General features: G+C 64.0%; 15 protein-coding genes and 1 pseudogene. 9 read left to right on the forward strand and 7 right to left on the reverse strand.

Features of this window, described 5'->3' with window-relative positions:
• Positions 1 to 94: 94 nt before the first annotated feature.
• The 3 genes from IVA91_RS28610 to IVA91_RS28620 all read left to right on the forward strand — a co-directional run bounded on the left by IVA91_RS28610 (position 95) and on the right by IVA91_RS28620 (position 6041).
• Positions 95 to 1591, forward strand: a complete 1497-nt coding sequence (locus IVA91_RS28610; protein ID WP_247280182.1) for a sigma-54 dependent transcriptional regulator — start codon at positions 95 to 97, stop codon at positions 1589 to 1591.
• Positions 1592 to 1937: 346 nt separating this feature from the next.
• Positions 1938 to 4148 (forward strand): L,D-transpeptidase family protein, encoded by a 2211-nt coding sequence (locus tag IVA91_RS28615; RefSeq protein WP_247280183.1) that lies wholly within the window; start codon positions 1938 to 1940, stop codon positions 4146 to 4148.
• A gap of 276 nt (positions 4149 to 4424) precedes the next feature.
• The gene (locus IVA91_RS28620) at positions 4425 to 6041 is read left to right on the forward strand and encodes a DUF882 domain-containing protein (protein WP_247280184.1); all 1617 of its coding nucleotides are present in this window, start codon (positions 4425 to 4427) and stop codon (positions 6039 to 6041) included.
• A gap of 53 nt (positions 6042 to 6094) precedes the next feature.
• Here IVA91_RS28620 and IVA91_RS28625 read toward each other — a convergent pair whose 3' ends face one another.
• The 3 genes from IVA91_RS28625 to IVA91_RS28635 all read right to left on the reverse strand — a co-directional run bounded on the left by IVA91_RS28625 (position 6095) and on the right by IVA91_RS28635 (position 8705).
• Positions 6095 to 7858, reverse strand: coding sequence for an adenylate/guanylate cyclase domain-containing protein (locus IVA91_RS28625; protein WP_247280185.1), 1764 nt, complete (start codon positions 7856 to 7858; stop codon positions 6095 to 6097).
• 80 nt (positions 7859 to 7938) lie between these two features.
• A complete protein-coding gene (locus IVA91_RS28630; RefSeq protein WP_247280186.1) occupies positions 7939 to 8211 on the reverse strand; it encodes a DUF2312 domain-containing protein in 273 nt (90 codons plus the stop codon).
• A 188-nt stretch (positions 8212 to 8399) separates the two neighbouring features.
• Positions 8400 to 8705, reverse strand: coding sequence for a DUF1244 domain-containing protein (locus IVA91_RS28635; protein ID WP_247280187.1), 306 nt, complete (start codon positions 8703 to 8705; stop codon positions 8400 to 8402).
• Positions 8706 to 8895: 190 nt separating this feature from the next.
• Here IVA91_RS28635 and IVA91_RS28640 point away from each other — a divergent pair, with 190 nt between their 5' ends.
• Positions 8896 to 9486, forward strand: a complete 591-nt coding sequence (locus tag IVA91_RS28640) for a DUF1036 domain-containing protein (RefSeq protein WP_247280188.1) — start codon at positions 8896 to 8898, stop codon at positions 9484 to 9486.
• Positions 9483 to 10919 carry a pyruvate kinase gene (gene pyk, locus IVA91_RS28645; protein ID WP_247280189.1) on the forward strand — a complete coding sequence of 479 codons (1437 nt, stop codon included), beginning with the start codon at positions 9483 to 9485 and terminating at the stop codon, positions 10917 to 10919. Before IVA91_RS28640 ends, pyk begins: the two co-directional genes overlap by 4 nt.
• A 145-nt stretch (positions 10920 to 11064) precedes the next feature.
• Here pyk and IVA91_RS28650 read toward each other — a convergent pair whose 3' ends face one another.
• Complete coding sequence (locus tag IVA91_RS28650) at positions 11065 to 11745, reverse strand: TetR/AcrR family transcriptional regulator (RefSeq protein ID WP_247280190.1); 681 nt, start codon at positions 11743 to 11745, stop codon at positions 11065 to 11067.
• Positions 11746 to 11847: 102 nt separating this feature from the next.
• Here IVA91_RS28650 and IVA91_RS28655 point away from each other — a divergent pair, with 102 nt between their 5' ends.
• On the forward strand, positions 11848 to 13518 hold the full coding sequence (locus IVA91_RS28655) for a hypothetical protein (protein WP_346015534.1): 1671 nt from the start codon (positions 11848 to 11850) through the stop codon (positions 13516 to 13518).
• A gap of 266 nt (positions 13519 to 13784) precedes the next feature.
• Here the strand turns inward: IVA91_RS28655 and IVA91_RS28660 are convergent, their stop codons facing one another.
• Positions 13785 to 13949 carry a Flp family type IVb pilin gene (locus tag IVA91_RS28660; protein ID WP_247280192.1) on the reverse strand — a complete coding sequence of 55 codons (165 nt, stop codon included), beginning with the start codon at positions 13947 to 13949 and terminating at the stop codon, positions 13785 to 13787.
• 393 nt (positions 13950 to 14342) lie between these two features.
• Here IVA91_RS28660 and IVA91_RS28665 point away from each other — a divergent pair, with 393 nt between their 5' ends.
• Positions 14343 to 15833 (forward strand): hypothetical protein, encoded by a 1491-nt coding sequence (locus IVA91_RS28665; protein WP_247280193.1) that lies wholly within the window; start codon positions 14343 to 14345, stop codon positions 15831 to 15833.
• Between the two features lie 43 nt (positions 15834 to 15876).
• On the opposite strand, the gene IVA91_RS28670 is transcribed toward IVA91_RS28665, so the two are convergent.
• Complete coding sequence (locus IVA91_RS28670; protein WP_247280194.1) at positions 15877 to 16788, reverse strand: arginase family protein; 912 nt, start codon at positions 16786 to 16788, stop codon at positions 15877 to 15879.
• 156 nt (positions 16789 to 16944) lie between these two features.
• On the opposite strand from IVA91_RS28670, the gene IVA91_RS28675 reads away from it, so the two are divergent.
• Both IVA91_RS28675 and IVA91_RS28680 read left to right on the forward strand, forming a co-directional pair.
• Positions 16945 to 17559: a TetR/AcrR family transcriptional regulator gene (locus IVA91_RS28675; protein ID WP_247280195.1), complete on the forward strand. Its 615-nt coding sequence runs from the start codon at positions 16945 to 16947 to the stop codon at positions 17557 to 17559.
• A 72-nt stretch (positions 17560 to 17631) separates the two neighbouring features.
• Positions 17632 to 18081: pseudogene (locus IVA91_RS28680) on the forward strand (DMT family transporter); the annotation flags it as partial.
• Between the two features lie 252 nt (positions 18082 to 18333).
• Here the strand turns inward: IVA91_RS28680 and ftsH are convergent.
• On the reverse strand, positions 18334 to 20256 hold the full coding sequence (gene ftsH, locus IVA91_RS28685; RefSeq protein WP_035998585.1) for an ATP-dependent zinc metalloprotease FtsH: 1923 nt from the start codon (positions 20254 to 20256) through the stop codon (positions 18334 to 18336).
• Between the last annotated feature and the right edge of the window lie 130 nt (positions 20257 to 20386).

Genomic DNA, 20386 nt, shown 5'->3' on the forward strand with positions numbered 1-20386 from the left:
GCGGGCGTGGGCATCAAGGTTTAAGAGTGCGTTAATCGGCTTCGGCCAGAGTGCCCCGATTCGAGACAGATAGTTGTAGCGTGCAGGGAAAACCATGGCTGCCAGTATTTTGATCGCCGACGACGACGCTGTAGCCCGCCGGCTGGTCGAAAACATGGTGCAGAAATGCGGCTACGAGACGGTCGTCGTGGATTCCGGCGACGCCGCGATCGCTGCCCTCACCGCTCCCGACGCCCCGGCCATCGACGGCGTCATCCTCGATCTCGTGATGCCCGGCCTCGACGGCATGGGTGTGTTGGCGAAAATCCGCGAAGCGGGCCTCAGCATCCCGGTCATCGTGCAGACCGCGCATGGCGGCATCGACAACGTGATCTCGGCGATGCGCGCCGGCGCGGCGGATTTCGTCGTCAAGCCGGTCGGCTTGGAGCGGCTTCAGGTTTCACTGCGCAACGCGCTTAACGCCTCCGCACTGAAGGGCGAATTGCAGCGCATCCGTCACAGCCGCGAGGGCCGTCTGAGCTTCTCCGACATCATCACCCGCTCCGAGGCGATGGCAGGCGTGATGCGCACCGCGCAGAAGGCGGCGAACTCCTCGATTCCCGTGCTGATCGAGGGCGAGTCCGGCGTCGGTAAGGAGATGTTCGCGCGCGCCATTCATGGCAGCGGCGAGCGTAAGGCAAAACCCTTTGTCGCCGTGAATTGCGGCGCGATCCCCGACAACCTCGTCGAGTCCATCCTGTTCGGCCACGAGAAGGGCGCCTTCACCGGCGCCACCGAGCGGCACATGGGCAAGTTCGTCGAGGCCCATGGCGGCACGCTGTTCCTGGACGAGATCAGCGAGTTGCCGCTGACGGCGCAGGTCAAGCTCTTGCGCGCGCTCCAGGAAGGCGCGGTCGAGGCGGTCGGCGGCCGCAAGCCCGTCAAGGTCGACGTGCGCATCATCTCCGCGACCAATCGCAAGCTCCTGGAGCGGGTCAAACAGGGGCACTTCCGGGAAGACCTGTTTTATCGCCTGCACGTGCTGCCGTTGACGATCCCGTCGCTGCGGGCCCGGCGCGAGGACATTCCGCATCTGCTGCGGCATTTCCTGGCGCGCTTTGCCGCCGAGGAGAACCGCACCATCACCGGCATCAGCGGCGAAGCGGTGGCTCACCTCGCCCAGCTCGACTGGCCTGGCAACATCCGCCAGCTCGAAAACGCGGTCTACCGCGCGGTGGTGATGAGCGACGGCGACCAGCTTGGCCTCGGCGATTTTCCCCTGCTCGCTTCGCAGCCGCATCCCGCAACCGACATTCCGACTGCGCCACTGATGCTCGAGCCGATCGCGGCGCCTCCCTTGGTGTCGGGTAACGAAATACCGATTGCTCCCCTCCCGTCGGCGGGAACTCTCTGCATGCTGACCGCGAGCGGCGATGTCCGCCCGCTGGAGGACATGGAGAGCGAAATCATCCGCTTCGCGATCTCGCATTACCGCGGGCAGATGTCCGAAGTCGCCCGCCGCCTCAAAATCGGCCGGTCCACGCTCTACCGCAAACTCGACGAAGCAGGCGTGCCTGGCCATGGCGGGAAAAGCGACGAGGAGACGCACTGAGCCGTATCTGCACAGCGGATTGCCTGTTGCCGCGAAGAGGCCGCAAGCCCTTCGCAACACGGTGAAATTTCGTCGCGACGTGAACCGTGACCTGGAAGTGACAGACACAGGGAAAAGCGCGTGGGGCATGCGCATAATTCGTTGCCAAAAAGGCTGCCTTGACGTCAGTTTGTCGTGAGTTGTCCCGGGTAGCGCTGGCCGCAAAAACGGGGCCCGTATATCGTCTGCGTATGAATCGTTGCGTGCAGGCGTGCGACTCTCGAGAGGCCGGCGCGTTCAGCCGAAGATTTAGCGACGATAACGAAGCTGTTCCACGAGGGACAGTTCACCCGAGGGGTGTGACACAATGCGTGACTGTTTGAACCACCGCGCAGGCTTTGACCGTGTCTTGATGACAGTCGCGGCAACCTTCCTCACGGTGTCCGCCAGCTCAGCCCTGGCGCAGGATCAGGCGCGCAGCAGCGCCGCCGAGCTCGCGATCGAGGCCGCGATCCCGCGCCCCGAGCCGGCCAACGTCCCGCCCCCAACCGCCTCCGACATCAAGCTCGATACCACCGCCACCGTTCAGGCCACTGCGAAGGAGCCCGTGAAGACCGAAGTCGCACCGGCGCCCGACAAAGTCGAGACCAAGCCTTCCGACGTCGCCACCTCGCCCGCCACTGAGGCGCCGACGAGCGAGACGGCCAAGACCGAACCTGCGAAGACCGAACCTGCGAAGACCGAGCCTGCCGCATCTGAGCCCGCCAAGGCAGACACGGCGACGGCAACGCCGGTCGCGCCTGCGGCCCCCGCTGCGGCTCCGGCCGCCGAGCCGGTGAAGGCCGCGAGCAACGTTCCCGCTGCCGACCAGCCGGTCGCCGACAGGCTCAAGGACATCATCGGCGCCAAGACGTCGCGCCATTTCGACCGCAAGAACGAGCGCGCGGCGATCGAGAAGTTTTACGGTGCGCGCGACTTCGCGCCGGTCTGGACTCAAGGCGGCAGCCTGACCGCTGCAGCCAAGGGTGTGATCGCACGGCTGAAGGACGCGGCCTCCGACGGCCTCAATCCGGCCGACTATCCGGTGCCGGATTTCGCCGCCGCGACCACGCCCGATACGCTCGCCGATGCCGAGCTGAAACTCACCGCCAGCATGTTCGACTATGCGCGGCACGCCCAGAGTGGCCGCATGCACTGGTCGCAAGTCAGCGGCGACATCCTCTATCCCGAGCACCCGGTCGACCCGAACGAAGTGCTTGCCAAGGTCACGACCGCGACGGATGCGTCCGCCGCGCTCGACAGCTACAACCCGCCGCACAAGCTCTATAAGGAGCTGAAGGCCAAGCTCGCGGAGCTCCGCGGCCACGGCAGCGGCCCGTTGATCGAGATCGCCGACGGTCCGGCGCTGAAATACACCCCGGCCGGCAAGAAGCAGGCCGAGATCGTCGTGGAAGATGCGCGCGTGCCGCAGCTGCGCGCCAAGCTCGGCATCACCGAGAACGCGAACGACACCCGCTATGACGCGGCGGTCGCCGACGCCGTGCGCAGATTCCAGAGCGGCGCCGAGATGAAGGCGACTGGCATACTCGACGACAAGACCGTCAAGGCACTCAACACCCCCAAGCGCGACAAGCAGATCGACGTGGTGCTGGTGAACATGGAGCGCTGGCGCTGGCTGCCGCGCGACCTCGGGGCGCCCTCACTCGGCGATGCCTATGTCATCCTCAACATTCCCGACTATACGCTGAAGGTGATGCAGCGGGGCCAGCAGGTCTGGACCACCCGCGTCGTCACCGGCAAACCGGGCACGCATGCGACGCCGCTCCTCACCGAGACGATGAAGTACATCACGGTCAATCCGACCTGGAACGTGCCCCCGTCGATCGTCTACAACGAATATCTGCCGGCGCTTCAGCAGGACCCGACCGTGCTTCAGCGCATGGGCCTCAAGCTCGAGCAGAACCGCGACGGCTCGGTGCACATCTCGCAGCCGCCGGGTGAAGCCAACGCGCTCGGCCGCATCCGCTTCAATTTCCCGAACAAGTTCCTGGTCTATCAGCACGACACGCCGGACAAGCATTTGTTCGCCCGGGACGAGCGCGCCTTCAGCCACGGCTGCATGCGTGTGCAGAATCCGGATCAGTACGCGTCCGTGCTGCTCAATATCACCATGCCGAACGACAAGTACACGCCCGAGCGCGTCCGCAGCATGTACGGCAAGAGCGAGATCGACCTGAAATTCCCGACCCCGATCCCGGTCAACATCACCTATCAGACCGCGTTCGTGGATGACGCCGGCAAGCTCCAGTTTCGCAAGGATATCTATGGCCGCGACGCGACCATGATCAACATCCTGAAGAACAACCGCGGCAAGGACCTCGAGGCCGTCGTGGCGCATTCGCAGCCGAGCTATTCGCGCCCGGCGACGACGCTGCCCTCTGGCGTGGCGGTGGCCAACAATGGCGGTGGCTTCGGCTCGTCCGGACCGAACTTCTTCGAGCGGCTGTTTGGGGCACCAGCCCCGACCGCGCCGCCCGCACCGGTGGGCCGCCGCCCGCAGCGGGTGTTTACCCGCTGAGGCTCAGCTCCCTCTGTAAAATTCTGCAATAAAATCAGCGACCCCGTCCCTGGACGGGGTCGCTTAACGTTAACCACCCTCAACCTCGGCCCGGACAGCGGGCGTTTTTTTGCCACAGTCAACCGTTTAGGATTGTATTCTGACTTGGTTTGGGGGCGGGAAGGTCAACCTCGAATTAACCTTCTCGCTTTAAGAAAGCGTTCATCCTCTTTCGCGCTGCTACGGGGTTGGCGGGAGAGTCCATTTTGAACGCTCGTCGACTGGGTGGGCTCATACGTGCTGACTGGTCTCGCACGCCAATTCGCTGTGCTGTCGTTGTCCCATGCGGGAGTGAAGGCCGGATCCAGGATCGGCCTCGCTGCTGCACTGCTGCTTGCTGCCGCAGGTTCGGTTCATGACGCCGCCGCGCTGAACGAAACCAAGACGCTCTCCTTTCATCACACCCATTCCGGCGAAGACCTCACCGTCACCTTCAAACGAGACGGCCGGTATGACGAAGCCGCGCTGAAGCAGCTCAATCACTTTCTGCGCGACTGGCGCACCCAGGACGAGACGGTCATGGACCGTCGCCTGTTCGACATCCTCTGGGAAGTCTATCGCGACGTCGACGGCAAGCAGCCGATTCAGATCATCTCCTCCTACCGCTCCCCCGCTACCAACGCCATGCTCCGCCGCCGCTCCTCCGGTGTGGCGCGCTTCAGCCAGCATATGCTGGGCCACGCGATGGACTTCTATATCCCCGGCGTGCCGCTGGAGCAGATCCGCTTCGCCGGCCTGCGCCTCCAGCGCGGCGGCGTCGGCTTCTATCCGACCTCCGGCTCGCCCTTCGTGCACCTCGATACCGGCAGCATCCGGCACTGGCCGCGCATGACGCATGACCAGCTCGCCCGCGTTTTCCCGGACGGAAAAACAGTGCATCTGCCGACCGACGGCGTTCCGCTGAAGGGTTATGAGCTCGCCAAGGCCGAGATCGAGCGACGCGGCAGCGGCGACGATTCCGGCAGCAAGACCAATTTCTTCGCCGCCTTGTTCAAGGGCAGGTCGGCGGCTCCGGCCGCCAGCAGCGACGAGGATGACGAGGGCGCACCGGCGCCGGCCGCGAAACCGGCGACGCCGACCGTGGTCGCCGCCGCGGCCAAGTCCGCCGAGCCGGTGCCGACGCCGCGCGCCAAGCCGCAGATCGCTGCAACGCTCCAGCTCGCCTCGGCCGACGCGCAGATCGTTGCGCCACCCAAGCCGAAGCCGGGGGCTGACAAGCCGGCGACCGCCAAATCTGCCGATGCCAAGCCCGAGACCCCGGCCGACATCATCAATGCCCGCGGTTTCTGGGATGATATACCGGCCGCGCCGCAGCAGGCGACGCCGGCACAGGTCGCAGCGTTGAAGGCGCGCCAGGCACTTGCCGCCGCCACCGATCCGCAAGCCACCGCGAGCGTTTCCAGCGCGGCCTATCAGGCGCTGGCCTTTGCCCCCGCTTCCGCCTCGCCGGTCGACCGCGCCAATGTCGTCGCCGCCTCTGCCCCGATCCCGCGCTCCGCTCGTCCCGCTTCCACGACGCGCAGCCTCGCTCAGGCCGAGATCAACACCGTGGTCGGCAAGAGCATCGATGGCAGGATCGCAACCGCGACCCGGCTCTCCGCGGCCAAGGGCGACAGCATCTGGCTCAAGATCGTGATGCTGTCACCGAGCGCCAGCCGTGCGATGTCGGTGACGCTGATGGGCGAGCTCGATACGGCGGCGCTGCGCCGCTATTTCGTCAAGCCGCAGGCCGTGATCGCGATGGGCTTTGTCGAGGACCCGATGCAGGGCCTGTCCTGCGACAGTTTCTCGGGTAGCGCCACCGCCAAGCTCGAGACGACGTCCTTCGTCATGCGCACTGCCGCGCTGCGCTGAGAGCCGCGGCCCAGCCAAGCTCTCGCCTGCCCTGTTCTTCCTGCGCGTATCGATCAAGCCGGCAGGCCAGCCCTGAGGAGGCCGGATTCGTGACGCTCGCGATCGATCTCGCGCTTGTAGTGCAGGGTTGCAAGATAGGCTGCCACCGAGAACCCGGGTTCGCGCTTCAGAACCTCCGCGGCGTGAGCGCCAGCCGCGACGGCATTGTTCATCTGCGCGAATATCGCTGCAAGGAACGCGTGATGGGTATAGTCGGGCCGCGTGATCCTTGAAAACGCCTCGGCGGCCTCGGCGTATTTCTCCGCGCAATAATACGCGCGACCGAGATGGCTCCAGAATCGCTCGGGATGATGAGGGTTGAGCCGCATCGCTTTCCTGATCCAGTCGATGCCCTCCTCAGGCAAGCCCAGCCAGGTCAGGAGCTCTCCTTGCTGCACGACAACCAGATCGTAGTTCGGGTTGAGGGCCAACGCACGCTCCTGATGATAAGTGGCTTTTTCATAGTCGTGGCGCGTCAGATTGAGCGCGGCGAGGATGCGGTGCACATCTGCATCATTGTCGTCGAGTGCCAACGCGATCTCGAGTTCTGCAGCCACCTGCTCGAAAGTCGCGTCGCGGTCAGCGCACCAGCCATAAATCCAGCACTGGCCGAGCACACACGCCTTCCAGGCGTGAGCGTGGGCGTAATTCGGATCCATCGCCAGCGCCCGGTTGAGCAGTATCTGCGCCTGCGCGTTGTCCTCGCGTGTTGAACGGTGATGCAGGAGCTTTGCAGCCAGCACGCATTCGTAGGCGCGCATGTTCTCGGTCGGCTTGCGCTTGGTGCGGTCATGCGCTGCCGCTTCGACGCGACCAGGCAACGTCGCGACGATCGCGCGGGTCATCTCGTCCTGGATGGCGAAAATATCCTGGAGCTCGCGATCGTAACGTTCAGCCCAGATGTGGCGATCGGTTTCCGCGTCGATCAGCTGCACGGTGACGCGGACACGCCCGCCGGCTTTCCGCACGCTGCCCTCGATGACATAGTCGACCCCGAACTCACGGCCGATGTCCTGGACCTTTACGGCCTTGCCCTTGTAGACGAAGGTCGAGTTTCGCGAGATGACGAGCAGGTCGTGGAAGCGCGAGAGCTCGGTGATGATGTCTTCCGTGAGACCGTCGGCGAAGAACTCCTGTTCCGGATCGCCGCTCATGTTGGCGAACGGCAGCACGGCGATGGACGGCTTCTTTGAGACAGTTGGTGACGTAACAGCCTTCGTCGCCTCTGGCAGGCTTGCAGGCCCTTCCGCCAGCCGCATGCGGAAGATGCGGATCGGGCGAGCGATGTTCTTGACGTTCTGCTCGCCGAGATCTTCGAATTGAACTCCGTCGAGCCGGTCGCCCACCTGATCGCGCACCGCGCCTGAAACGCAGATCCCTCCAGGCTCGGCCAGCGCCTCCAGTCGTGCTGCGACGTTGACGCCGTCACCGAAAATGTCGTTTTGATCAACGATGACATCGCCAAGATTGATGCCGATGCGGAATTGTATCCATCGCGGCGGCGGGACATCGGCATTGCGCCGCGCCATGCGGCGCTGAACCTCGGCGGCACAGAGCACGGCATCGACGACGCTGTGGAATTCGGCGAGCATGCCGTCACCCGTCGTCTTGATGATGGTGCCGCGATTCTTGGCAATGGCCGGATCGATGAGCTCGACCCGATGGGTCTTGAGGCGCGCAAGGGTACCCGCCTCGTCGACTTCCATGAGCCGGCTAAAGCCGACCATGTCGGCGGCGAGGACCGCGGCAAGCCTGCGCTCTGGTCCCGGCACATCCATCGCTCGGTCCCTTCACCGGGCACTCTAGCAGATGAAGGGATTTCGCCCAAGCTTGGTGCGCTGCAACGCCCCCGGGCGCCTCAGATCATCCCCAGCGCCTGCATGTAGGTCTCGAGAATGGTCTCGGCGTCAGCGCGCTCGTTAGGGTCCTGCTTGCGCAGGCGCACGATGGTGCGCAGCGCCTTGACGTCGTAGCCGTTGCCCTTGCTCTCGGCATAGACGTCGCGGATGTCGTCCGAGATCGCCTTCTTCTCCTCCTCCAGCCGCTCGATGCGCTCGATGATGGATTTGAGCTGGTCCTTGGCAAATTTCGTCGCGGGCTCGTCGTCGCGGACGGCGGCGGAGGTGGCCATCTTGGTACTCCCAATGGAACTGGCAAAAACAAGGTGACGCCGGCATCCTTACCGCGCGTGCTGGGTAGACCCTTAGGGTTGGCGCTCCCGGCGTTCAAGGCAGCATCGCGCTCGTCCACAGCGCGCCCACACCTTCCTGCGGCTGCTTGAAGAAAGCTGTTGTGTGGCGCGACTCAGCAGGCCGTCGTTCAGTGCCCGTGGCGATGGACTTTCTTCATCGCCTCGATCTGCTCCGGCGTGGCTGTGCCCTGGTATTTCGACTTCCAGGTCTCGTAGGGCATGCCGTAGACGGCCTCCCGGCTCTCGTCCTTACTCAAGGCGACGCCTTGGGCGTCGGCGGCGTCCTTGAGCCAGTTGGACAGGCAGTTGCGGCAAAAGCCGGCGAGGTTCATCAGGTCGATGTTCTGGACGTCCGTGCGTGTCCTCAAATGATCGACCAGGCGGCGGAAAGCGGCCGCCTCGAGCTCCGTTCTGGTTTTGTCGTCGATTGCCATAGCTGGATTCCTTGGCCCTGAATTGTGCTCTGCCGCCCGATGGCGGTCACCCTTACGGGATCAGGTGGGTCCTGTCACAGATTTTGCCATATCACGGCGCAAACGAGCCGGCAGCCGGCCTTACCGCTCCTTGGGGCGGTTCTGCGGCGCCACGCCAAATCGTCAATGATCTGATATAGCTTCCGCGCCAATGATCGCCGAATCTCCCCGCTCCCCCCTTTGCGTGCTCGCCCGGTTGGTCCCGGTGCTGGCGGTCGCGCTGCTGTGCCTCTGGACCAGCCCGGCGTCCGCCGATTTCCGCCTCTGCAACAACACATCGAGCCGGGTCGGAATCGCGCTGGGCTACAAGGACGCCGAGGGCTGGACCACCGAGGGCTGGTGGAACATCTCGTCGCGCACCTGCGAGACGCTGCTGCGGGGAACGCTGGTCGCCCGCTATTATTACATCTATGCCATCGACTACGACCGTGGCGGTGAATGGTCGGGCCAAGCCTTCATGTGCTCGCGCGACAAGGAGTTCACCATCCGCGGCACCGAGGATTGCCTGGCGCGCGGCTACGACCGCACCGGCTATTTCGAGGTCGATACCGGCGAGCAGCGGGCTTGGACGGTCCAGCTCACCGACGCCAACGAACAACCGGCGCAGCAACGCGTACCTGGCCTGCCCGGCACGGTTGGCCCGGGCGGGGTTCCCGGTTTGCCCAACAGCCCGCCCGGTGGTACGCCGCCCGCGACTGGCCTCCCGCCAGCGCCCTCGCCCCCGTCTGGAAGTAAGCAATGAGGCGCCTTCGCCGTATCAAGATTCTCGCGACCCTGGGACCTGCCTCGTCGGACCTCGCGATGATCCGCCGCCTGTTCGAGGCCGGCGCCGACCTGTTTCGCATCAACATGAGCCACACACCGCATGATAAGATGCGGGAGCTGGTGGCGACGATCCGCAACGTCGAATCGAGCTACGGCCGGCCAATCGGCATTCTGGTCGACCTCCAGGGCCCGAAGCTCAGGCTCGGCGCCTTCAGTGACGGCGCGGTCCAGCTCCAGAACGGCCAGACCTTCACCCTCGATTCCGACAAGGCGCCAGGCGATACCACGCGCGTCCACCTGCCGCATCCGGAGATCCTGGCCGCGCTCCGGCCCGGCCATGCGCTGCTGCTCGACGACGGCAAGGTGCGGCTGATCGCGGAGGAGACCACGAAGGAGCACGCGGTGACGCGTGTCGTGGTCGGCGGCAAGATGAGCGACCGCAAGGGCGTCAGCCTGCCCGACACCGACCTGCCGGTCTCGGCGATGACCCCGAAGGACCGCGCCGACCTCGAGGCGGCGCTCGTCACCGGCGTCGACTGGATCGCGCTGTCCTTCGTGCAGCGGGCTGACGACGTGCTCGAAGCCAAGAAGATGATCCGTGGCCGCGCCGCGGTGATGGCCAAGATCGAGAAGCCGCAGGCGATCGATCGCCTCGCCGACATCATCGAGGCTTCCGATGCGCTGATGGTGGCGCGCGGCGATCTCGGCGTCGAGCTACCGCTGGAGCGGGTGCCGAGCCTGCAGAAGCAGATGACGCGGATGGCGCGCCGCGCCGGCAAGCCGGTGGTGATCGCGACCCAGATGCTGGAATCGATGATCCAGTCGCCGGTGCCGACCCGGGCCGAAGTCTCCGACGTCGCCACCGCCGTTTACGAGGGTGCCGACGCCATCATGCTGTCGGCGGAATCGGCGGCCGGCAAGTTCCCGGTCGAGGCGGTCTCGACCATGAACCGCATCGGCGAGGAGGTCGAGCGCGACCCGACCTATCGGTCCGTGATCATGGCGCAGCGCCCCGCGCCGGAATCGACCGCCGGCGATGCCATCGCCGACGCCGCGCGCCAGATCGCCGAGACGCTCGACCTGCCCGCCTTGATCTGCTGGACCAGCTCGGGCTCAACCGCCGTGCGCGTCGCGCGCGAGCGGCCGAAGCCGCCGATCGTGGCGATTACACCGAACATCACGGCCGGCCGCCGCCTCGCCGTCGTCTGGGGCGTGCACTGCGTCGTGGCCGAGGATGCCCGCGACCAGGACGACATGGTCGGCCGCGCCGGCCAGATCGCGTTCCGGGACGGCTTCGTCCGGGCCGGCCAGCGCGTCATCATTGTCGCCGGCGTGCCGCTCGGCATCCCCGGCACCACCAACATGGTGCGCATCGCCTCGGTCGGCCCCGAGGGCGATGCCCATATCTGAGTCCGGCTGCTCAAACAAAAACTGCGAAAACAACCCCATGCACAGTAGAAGGCCCATTCGGCGCCCGTGCTGCGGTCTTTCGAAAAGCCCTGTTCGAGCAACGGCCTGAGCGCAATCAGGCCTCCGCCCCGATCGCGCGGCGGATTTACGCCCCAACCAGCGCCTTCGCGGTCGGCAGCAACGTCTGCTGCACCACCAGCCCCCTGGCCCGGGCGTCCATGACGCCGACCGCACGCAGCGCCAGCAGCGTCACCGTCTGCACCGCGTCGCGCATCTTGACGGGATCCTCGAGATTGTCGGGCGCGAGCGGCCCGACCAGGGCTTCATGCAGCGCGCCGAGCAGCGCGGTGGCAGCGAGCGCGGTTTCCTGCGCCGGCAGATGGCCGGCGCGCACGGCGGCGTCGATCCGTGACGCAATCTCGCCGGCGATCTCGCGGCGGCTGGCAAGGCGCGAGGCACTGACATCGACATCAACGGGCTCGGCCAAGATGCCCCAGGCCAGCCTGCGCTGCGACAGCGTATGGACCGCCACGGTGGTGACCGCGGCCGCCAGCGCCGAGGACGGCCCCGGCGCGCCGTCGGCCGCCCGCCGGATGGCGGCGAGTTCGTCGCGCGAAACCTCCGCAATCAATTCGGAGATCAGCTCGGCCTTGGAGGGGAAGTAGCGGTAGACCGTCCCCGCCGCAACATTGGCCCGGAGCGCGACCGGCGCGATCTGCACAGCCGCCATCCCGCCTTCGGCCGCAGCCTCCCGCGCCGCCGCCAATATCGCACTGCGCCGGGCTGCAAGGCGCTTCACCACTTGATGCGTCCGCCGATAAACCATGGCGCGCTTCCTGTCCCCACGCGCCAGCCACGCCCCGCGGCCGAACGCTTCGTCACGTCGAAAGATGCAAATTGCCCCGCAAGGACTGAACAACTATTCAGGGTGGATGACAAGATACAAATGAGCATACGAGCGCCACGCAACTGGGCTGCAAGCAAGCAAGTAGTAGTAAAAGCATCCTTGCACCGCTGGGCCGCGGCAAGCCGGTCCAGTTTACCTCAACTTAAAGGCGATCATGTTCAGGTGCTGACGCGCTGTTGTGCGTGGTCATTCAACTCCGAGAGTGCAATGTCGATCTCCATCACGAGCAGCGTTCCCGTCCGCGGCGTTGCGCGCTGGCTCATGCCGTTCTGCATTGGCGCCATTGTCTACGTGTTCTTTCTAGGCATCGGCGACGTCATGCTGCGCGACTCCGATACGCTGTGGCAGATCAAGATCGGGCAGTGGATCCTCGAACACCGCGCACTTCCCTACAACGACATTTATTCCTTCACGCGGGCCGGCGAGGCCTGGATCTCGAGTTCCTGGCTGTCACAAGTGCTGTTCGCGCTTGTTTACGAACCATCGAACTGGTCGGGCGCAGTGATCCTGACATCGCTCGCGATCGGTGTGACTGCGGCGATTTTCGTCTACCTGCTTGAGCCCTATCTGGAACCTGCGCGCGCCTTTCTGCTCCTCACTCCGCTGCTCGCGATGTCGGTCGGCCACTTTCTCGCCCGCCCGCACATGCTGGCCTTGCCTGTCATGCTTGCCTTTGTCGGCGGGTTGCTGGCGGCCGCCGATCGGCGCACTGCGCCCTCCTGGCTGTTGCTGCTCTTGATGGCGTTGTGGGCCAATCTTCACGGCGGTTTCGTCATGGGGCTGGTCCTGATTGGCCCCATTGGCCTCGATGCAATCGTGGCCGCAGATCGCAACGACCGGTTTGCAGTGGCGGCGCGCTGGGCCTTGTTCGGACTTGCTGCGCTTGCCGCGAGCTGCTGCACGCCCTACGGCTGGGACACGCTTCTCGGCGCCACGAAAATCCTCAGCCTCGGTAAGCTGCTCTCGTTGATCTGGGAGTGGATGCCGGCCGACTTCAGCTCGTTCAGCCCGTTTGAAGCCGCCCTGCTCGGTTTGATCGCTATCGGCTATTGCAGCGGACTGACGCTGCCGTGGACCCGCATTCTTCTGCTGCTAGGCCTGACCTGGGCGGCACTCACCCACGTCAGAAACATCGAGGTCTTTGCCCTGTTGACCCCGCTCGTGGTCGCAAAGCCGTTCGCCGGACAATTGGGACTGACGAGAGCTGTGGCGCAAGAACCGCGGTTCTCCTTTACAATGACCGCAATTGCGGCGCTCGTGATCGTCGTCGCCGGCTGGAGCATCACCCGCTCCTATGCGACGCCGCACCGGTATGCTTTTATTGCCAATCAGAGTCCCGCGGCTGCGGTCGACCTGCTCGAACGGCGGCACGCGCAGCGGATCTTCAGCACCGCTCCGATCGGAGGCTATCTGATCACCCGCAACATCAAGAGCTTCATCGATGGCCGCGCCGAGCTGTATGGAGAGCAGTTTGTGCTCGACTACTTCGATGCCGTTGAGGGCAAGAACGTGGAGACTCTGCTGCGTCTGCTCGAGACCTACCGGATCGATGCGACGTTGCTGAACACCAGCATTCCCGCCGCTAGAATTATGGACCATTTGCCGGGGTGGAAGCAGCTCTATGCGGATGATATCGCCGTGGTTCACGTCCGCGATGACGCACCGGTGCAGCTACCTCCCGCGTCACGGTGAGCCAAACAAGGCCGCTGGCTCTCGCGACCTTGCGCGTAAGAAGAAAACCCTGGCGGAAGCTTGCCTTCAGCTCTCCTTCGAAGCGTCCGTCTGGGGCGGACTCTCAAGTGGTTTGCGGCGGGATATTTGAGCCGCATGGTGAGGCGCCTGCCAAGCGGGCGACTTGAACGATACACCTTAGGCGGTCGTCCGACTGCAGCTGCATCGCCCAAAAGAAAAGAGCCCCATCGGGGACGGGGCTCTCGAAATTCTTAAGTCGTCCAGTCTTACTTCAGGCTGGTCGAGATCGAGCCGAACTTGCCGTTCAGCGTGCTGCCGAGGTTGGTGACGACGGTGATGATCGCGAGCGCGATACCGGCGGCGATCAGGCCGTATTCGATGGCGGTGGCGCCGGATTCGTCTTTCACGAAACGCGAAACGAGGTTCTTCATAGACTGCTCCAAAGAGTATACGGGCTATAACTGAATCTGGTCTTCTCGGCTTCCCAGCGCCGCCCGACCATGAAACCCAACTTAGGGGCAAAGAATTTCGCCGCAGTTAATTCGACTGCGCAAACACGGAGCGGTTTGCGTGTATTGGCCGATGGTAAACCGAAATTGAAAACAACCGGTTAAATCGTCGGGAGATGAGACTGACCGGCGCCAGTTTACCCGAAGTTATCACCGCCGTGGTCCAATGCCGCCCGCTCGGACTGAAGCGCGACCAGATGAATCGTTCAGCGCGCTTCAAGTTATTGTTTCGAGCATGATCTTTCCGGAAAACTGCTACACACTTTTTGCGGATCATGCTCGGACCGACAAGAAACAACAGGACGACGAGGCGGCATGTCCCTTTCCTTTGCCAACGGCATCGCGGTGCAGGGCCGCGCACGAGCCCTGACGCCGCTCTGCGTCGGTGCCGGCGCCTATCTCTTCTTCCTCTTCGTCGGCGACACGCTGCTTCAGGACTCCGACTCGTTCTGGCAGATCAAGATCGGGCAATGGATCCTCGATCACGGCGCCGTGCCCACCACCGACTTCTATTCCTTCACGCGGACGGGCGCGCCCTGGATTTCGACGTCGTGGCTGTCGCAGGTGATGTTCGCGTTCTGCTATGCGCAATGGGGCTGGGCCGGGCCCGTGATCCTCACCGCGGTCGGGGTCGCGCTCTCGGCCGCAATCTTCGTCTATCTGCTCGACGCCCAGATCGAGGCACCGCGCGCGGTGCTGTTCGCGATGCTGGCACTGCTGTTGTCGCTGCATCACGTGCTGGCGCGTCCGCACATCCTGGCGTTGCCCGTCATGGTGGCGTGGGTCGGCCTCTTGATGGCCGCTGCCGACCGCAGAAGCGCGCCGTCCTGGGCCTGGCTGCCGCTGATGGCGCTCTGGGCGAATTTGCACGGCGGCTTCGTGCTGGGCCTGGCGCTGATCGGCCCGATCTCGCTCGAGGCGGTCGAGCATGCCGAGAAGGGACGACGACTCCAACTGTTCCTGCGCTGGGTGCTATTCGGCATCGGCGCCCTGGTCGCGAGCTGCTGCACGCCTTACGGCTGGAAGACGTTGATGGGTGCTACCAACATCCTCAGCCTCGGCGAACTGCTGTCACTGATCTTCGAATGGATGCCGGCGAATTTCGCCACGTTCACCTCGTTCGAAGGCGCGCTGCTCGGTCTGATCGCTCTCGGTTACTATCGCGGCCTCGTGCTCTCGGCGCCAAGGATCTTCCTGATTCTGTTCCTGACCTGGAGTGCGCTGACGCATGTCCGGAGCATCGAGGCCTTTGCCTTTCTGGTGCCGCTGGTGTTGGCAAAGCCGCTCGGCGAGATGTTTTCGCGCCCGCAGATCGACGCCACTGATGGCGACCGCTGGCCGGCCCGCTACGTCACCGCGCTCGGCGCGCTGATGATCGTGGCCGCAAGCTGGAGCTCAACCTCGATCTACATGGGGCACCACCGCTTCAGCTTCACGATGACGCAGACGCCGGTGGCAGCGGTCGACCTGCTCGAACAGCGCAAGGTGCAGCGCATCTTCAACGCTTATCAGTTCGGCGGCTATCTGATCTCGCGCGACATCCCCGTCTTCGTCGACGGCCGCGCCGAGCTCTATGGCGAGAAATTCGTCATGGACTTCTTCAAGGCAACGGAGGGCAAGAAGCCGGATCTGCTGCCGCGCCTGCTCGACGAGCACAAGATCGACGCAACGCTATTGGTCGCCGATGCGCCGGGCCCGCAGATCCTCGACCAGCTCAAGGGCTGGAAGCGGATCTACACCGATGACATCGCGGTGATCCACGTGCGGGAGAATGCCGAAGGCTCGGCGGCGGTGCTGACGAAGTGAGGACGTAAGCCGATGGCGTCCGGCCCAGGTGGCTGGCTAGCAGCTACACCGCCCGTTTGCGCATGCAACCTATCGCATTGCAGATAATTCGCGCGACAGTAGTTGCTCCAATATTTTGCAAATCGCGATGCGGGACGAACTCGACCACGTCTAATCCGACGATCGTAGACTTTGACGCAATACCTTGCAGCAGTTCAATAACGTCGAAATAGTGCAGACCGCCCGGCTGAGGGATGAGCACACCCGGGACGACTGACGGATCAAGACCGTCACAATCGATGGTGATGAGGCACTTACCGTCGTCTTCTATTTCTTCGAGAACGCTAGCGATTCCGTGACGTCGGAGCTCTCTGGCAGTGAAAATCTTCGCGCCCCATGCTTTCGCATCGTCAAATTCACCGCGACCAGAGCCGCCAATGCCCCGCAAACCGACTTGGACGATGCGCTTCACCCAAGATAATTCGCTGGCTCGCCGCATTGTGCTGGAGAACGTATAGCCTGATCCGTCTCGCTGATCGCGCCAATCGAGATGGGCGTCAATCTGCAGGATCGTCAGGTCTTTGGTCTTATGGAATGCCTCGAAGAAGGGTATCGGAACCGAATCATCACCGCCCAGCAGGAGCGGGACAGCTCCGACGGAAAGTATTGCTTGTGTAGTTGCTCTGATCGCGTCTCGATTGCTCTCGGGTGTTGTTGGGTCCGTCAGCAGGTTCCCACCGTCGAGGACCTTCATGCTTGCTGATTCGAGCAATTCGGCGTCTTGATCAAAATCCCAACGGGTGAGATCGCTCTCATAGTGGCGCAGGGCACGACGAATGACATCCGGCGCCTTAGCGGCATGGCTCGTCTGACCTGCAAGATGAGGCGTGGCATCTGAAGCGCCAAACAAGATCACGTCGGCAGCCGGAAGCGCGGCGGCCAAGTCGCAGGCCTCAACGCCCAAAAAAGTCGCCATGTCGGGACGCACTCCGAGTATCCCGCGATAAGCTATGATCTCCAACGTAAGTTGCCCGGCTGTGTTCCCATAAGACCAGACGTCCTCGGATTTCCTGAGCTAGAGCCTGGCCGCCGCCACTTGTAATTTGAGGACCGATCGGTCTATATATCACGCATGAGCCGCCAGCCCCTAGCGCAATTGCCTCGCGGCCGCCCGCGAAGCTTCGACGTGGACGCCGCCGTCGAACACGCGATGAACGCGTTCTGGTCGCGCGGCTATCACGCCACCGCGCTGCCGGACCTGCTTCGTGCCACAAAATTGTCGCGTGGTAGCCTTTACGCCGCGTTCGGTGACAAGCACTCGCTGTTCCTTCGCGCGCTCGATCGCTACATTGCCGATGCGGTGGCACGGATGGATGTCGAGCTCAGCCCTCGCAAGGGGCCGATCGACGGCCTGCGAACCTTTCTGGCCGGCTACGTCGAGCGCACCAGCGGTGCCAACGGCCGGCGCGGGTGCCTGCTGGTGGCCACGGCCATGGAGCTAGCCGGGCAGGATTCCGAAGTAAACCGCCGCGTCGCGGGCTTCTTTAGGGCGATGGAGGCCAGGGTGGCGAGCGCACTATCCCGCGCAAAGACAGCAGGCCAGTTGGCGGAGGATGTCGATCCCTCGAGTGCCGCCAAGATTCTCGTCTGTTTCGTCGAGGGGCTGCGCGTCGTTGGCAAAACCGCGCCGGCAAGGACCACGTCGCAAGCCATCGCTGACGCTCTTCTCGATCGCTTCATCAGGTAGACGACTCTTCAGGCACGCACCGCAATTGGTGCGCCTATATTTGAACCAATCGGTCTTGAAAGAAAACACGCCATGTCTGCCATCCAGATCGTCTGCGCGGTAGCCGTCCCCCTGCTCTGGGGCTATCAGTTCGTGGCGATCAAGGTCGGCGTCGCGGAGTTTCCGCCGCTCTTCTTCCTCGCGCTGCGCTTTCTGGCGATCGCGCTGGTGCTCGTTCCGTTCGTCAAAAGACCCATGCGCGAGCAGCTCCGTCCTATCGCGGGCATTTCGATTTTCCTTGGCGCTTTGAACTTCGGCCTCTTCTATGTCGGCCTTGGGCTCGGCTCGGGAAGTATGTCGGCCGTCGCCTATCAGCTCGCCACGCCCTTCACCGTGCTGTTGGCCTGGCCGCTGCTCAGCGAGCGGCCGTCTCTCACCACCTGCGCCGGAGTGCTGCTGGCCTTCGTCGGCGTGGTCGTGCTGGCGGCGGAGCCGGGCCTGTCCACCAATTGGCTTCCTCTGCTGCTCGTGGTCGGGGCAGCCTTGGCGCGACCACTTCGCCAACGAACTGTTCGACTATCTCGTATACTACAACAACCACAGACCCCATCAGGCCTTGGCAGGACAAACTCCCAAGGCCTTCGCCGCTACCAAGACCACCGCGATCCAATCAGCGAATTATTGAACATCGACAGCAATGACGGGCAAGAATGTCCGCTCCCGAACGCGCGCTCGACCAACAAAAAAAACGCGGCGTTGCCGCCGCGTTTTTCGAGTCGATCTGCCGTTCGCAGCTTACGCCTGCGGCTGCGGCTCCAGGCCGGGATCCGGATCGGGGCGCGGGCGCGGCTTGCCGGCCGGAGGCACCGCGGAGGCGCGCGGCGTGGTCGGCTCGAGCACGGATTCGCGGTTCGGCTTCTTGCCCTTGAGCAGGTCGACGATCTCATCGCCGGTCAGCGTCTCGAACTCGAGCAGGCCCTTGGCAAGCGTCTCGAGGTCGGCGCGCTTCTCGGTGAGGATCCGGGTTGCTTCCTTGTAGCCTTCCTCGACCAGGCGCTTGATCTCGGAATCGATCTTCTGGACCGTCGCCTCGGAGGCGTTCTGCGTGCGCGACACCGACATGCCGAGGAACACCTCGTCCTGGTTCTCGCCGTAGGAGACGGTGCCGAGCTCTTCCGACAGGCCCCAGCGCGTCACCATCATGCGGGCAAGGCGCGTCGCCTGCTCGATGTCGGAGGCCGCGCCCGAGGTCACCTTCTCGCGGCCGAAGATCAGCTCTTCGGCGACGCGGCCGCCCATCATGATGGCGAGGCGCGAGGTCATCTGCTCCAGCGACATCGACAGCTTGTCGCGTTCCGGCAGCTGCATGACCATGCCGAGCGCACGGCCGCGCGGGATGATGGTCGCCTTATGAATCGGATCGGTCGCGGGCACGTTGAGGCCGACGATGGCGTGGCCGCCCTCGTGATAGGCCGTGAGCAGCTTCTCTTCCTCGGTCATGACGAGCGACTTGCGCTCGGCGCCCATCATCACCTTGTCCTTGGCCTCCTCGAACTCGGCCTGCGTCACCATCCGCTTGTTGCGGCGGGCGGCGGTCAAGGCGGCTTCGTTGACGAGATTCATGAGGTCGGCGCCGGAGAAGCCGGGCGTGCCGCGCGCGATGGTCTTGAGATTGATGTCCGGCGCCAGCGGAACTTTACGAACATGCACCTTGAGGATCTGCTCGCGGCCGACGACGTCAGGATTGGGCACCACGACCTGGCGGTCGAAGCGGCCGGGACGCAGCAGCGCGGGATCGAGCACGTCGGGACGGTTGGTCGCGGCAATGAGGATCACGCCCTCGTTGGCCTCGAAGCCGTCCATCTCGACCAGCAGCTGGTTCAGCGTCTGCTCGCGCTCGTCATTGCCGCCGCCGAGACCGGCGCCACGGTGACGACCGACGGCGTCGATTTCGTCGATGAAGATGATGCAGGGCGCGTTCTTCTTGGCCTGCTCGAACATGTCGCGCACGCGGGAAGCACCGACGCCGACGAACATCTCGACGAAGTCGGAACCGGAAATGGTGAAGAACGGCACGTTGGCTTCACCCGCGACCGCACGCGCGATCAGGGTCTTGCCGGTGCCGGGCGGGCCGACCAGCAGCACGCCGCGCGGGATGCGGCCGCCGAGGCGCTGGAACTTGCCGGGGTCGCGCAGGAACTCGACGATCTCCTGGAGGTCCTGCTTGGCCTCGTCGACGCCGGCGACGTCCTCGAAGGTGACGCGGCCATGCGCTTCGGTCAGCATCTTCGCACGCGACTTGCCAAAACCCATCGCCTTGCCGGCACCACCCTGCATCTGCCGCGACAGGAAGATCCAGACGCCGATCAGCGCGATGAAGGGCAGCCAGGAGACCAGCAGCGAGACGAACCACGGCACGTTGTCGCCGGGCGGCTTCGCCGTGATCTGCACCTTGCTGTCATAGAGGCGCTTCACCAGCGTCGGGTCGTTCGGCGCATAGGTCTGGAAGCTGGAGCCGTTGGTGAAGGTGCCGTGGATGTCGGGACCCTGGATCACGACGTCGCGCACATTGCCGCGGTCAACCTCGCTCAGCAGCTGGGAGAAGGCGATGTCCTGCGAGGAAGCGCGCTGACCCGGATTCTGGAAGAGCGTGAACAACGCCAACAGCAGCAAGACAATGATGACCCAGAGGGCGAAATTGCGCAGATTGGCGTTCATCGATCTTCCTTCGTGGTCGCGCGGATCGCGGCCGTGATCCTTGGGCAGTTACTTTGGTCAATGCGAGGAAATCCCAAGGAATCCTCTCGGTTAGACGCATACAATTTAGGTGCCGCCCCGGTCGCTGCCA

The organism is Bradyrhizobium sp. 153, assembly GCF_023073835.1.
In the GTDB taxonomy this organism is placed as follows: domain Bacteria; phylum Pseudomonadota; class Alphaproteobacteria; order Rhizobiales; family Xanthobacteraceae; genus Bradyrhizobium.

Excerpts from the sequence above, each read along its gene's own strand:
- IVA91_RS28610 (WP_247280182.1), top strand. The coding sequence starts at position 95 with ATGGCTGCCAGTATTTTGATCGCCGACGACGACGCTGTAGCCCGCCGG.
- IVA91_RS28615 (WP_247280183.1), top strand. The coding sequence starts at position 1,938 with ATGCGTGACTGTTTGAACCACCGCGCAGGCTTTGACCGTGTCTTGATG.
- IVA91_RS28625 (WP_247280185.1), bottom strand. The coding sequence starts at position 7,858 with ATGGATGTGCCGGGACCAGAGCGCAGGCTTGCCGCGGTCCTCGCCGCC.
- IVA91_RS28630 (WP_247280186.1), bottom strand. The coding sequence starts at position 8,211 with ATGGCCACCTCCGCCGCCGTCCGCGACGACGAGCCCGCGACGAAATTT.
- IVA91_RS28635 (WP_247280187.1), bottom strand. The coding sequence starts at position 8,705 with ATGGCAATCGACGACAAAACCAGAACGGAGCTCGAGGCGGCCGCTTTC.
- IVA91_RS28640 (WP_247280188.1), top strand. The coding sequence starts at position 8,896 with ATGATCGCCGAATCTCCCCGCTCCCCCCTTTGCGTGCTCGCCCGGTTG.
- pyk (WP_247280189.1), top strand. The coding sequence starts at position 9,483 with ATGAGGCGCCTTCGCCGTATCAAGATTCTCGCGACCCTGGGACCTGCC.
- IVA91_RS28650 (WP_247280190.1), bottom strand. The coding sequence starts at position 11,745 with ATGGTTTATCGGCGGACGCATCAAGTGGTGAAGCGCCTTGCAGCCCGG.
- IVA91_RS28660 (WP_247280192.1), bottom strand. The coding sequence starts at position 13,949 with ATGAAGAACCTCGTTTCGCGTTTCGTGAAAGACGAATCCGGCGCCACC.
- IVA91_RS28665 (WP_247280193.1), top strand. The coding sequence starts at position 14,343 with ATGTCCCTTTCCTTTGCCAACGGCATCGCGGTGCAGGGCCGCGCACGA.
- IVA91_RS28670 (WP_247280194.1), bottom strand. The coding sequence starts at position 16,788 with ATGGCGACTTTTTTGGGCGTTGAGGCCTGCGACTTGGCCGCCGCGCTT.
- IVA91_RS28675 (WP_247280195.1), top strand. The coding sequence starts at position 16,945 with ATGAGCCGCCAGCCCCTAGCGCAATTGCCTCGCGGCCGCCCGCGAAGC.
- ftsH (WP_035998585.1), bottom strand. The coding sequence starts at position 20,256 with ATGAACGCCAATCTGCGCAATTTCGCCCTCTGGGTCATCATTGTCTTG.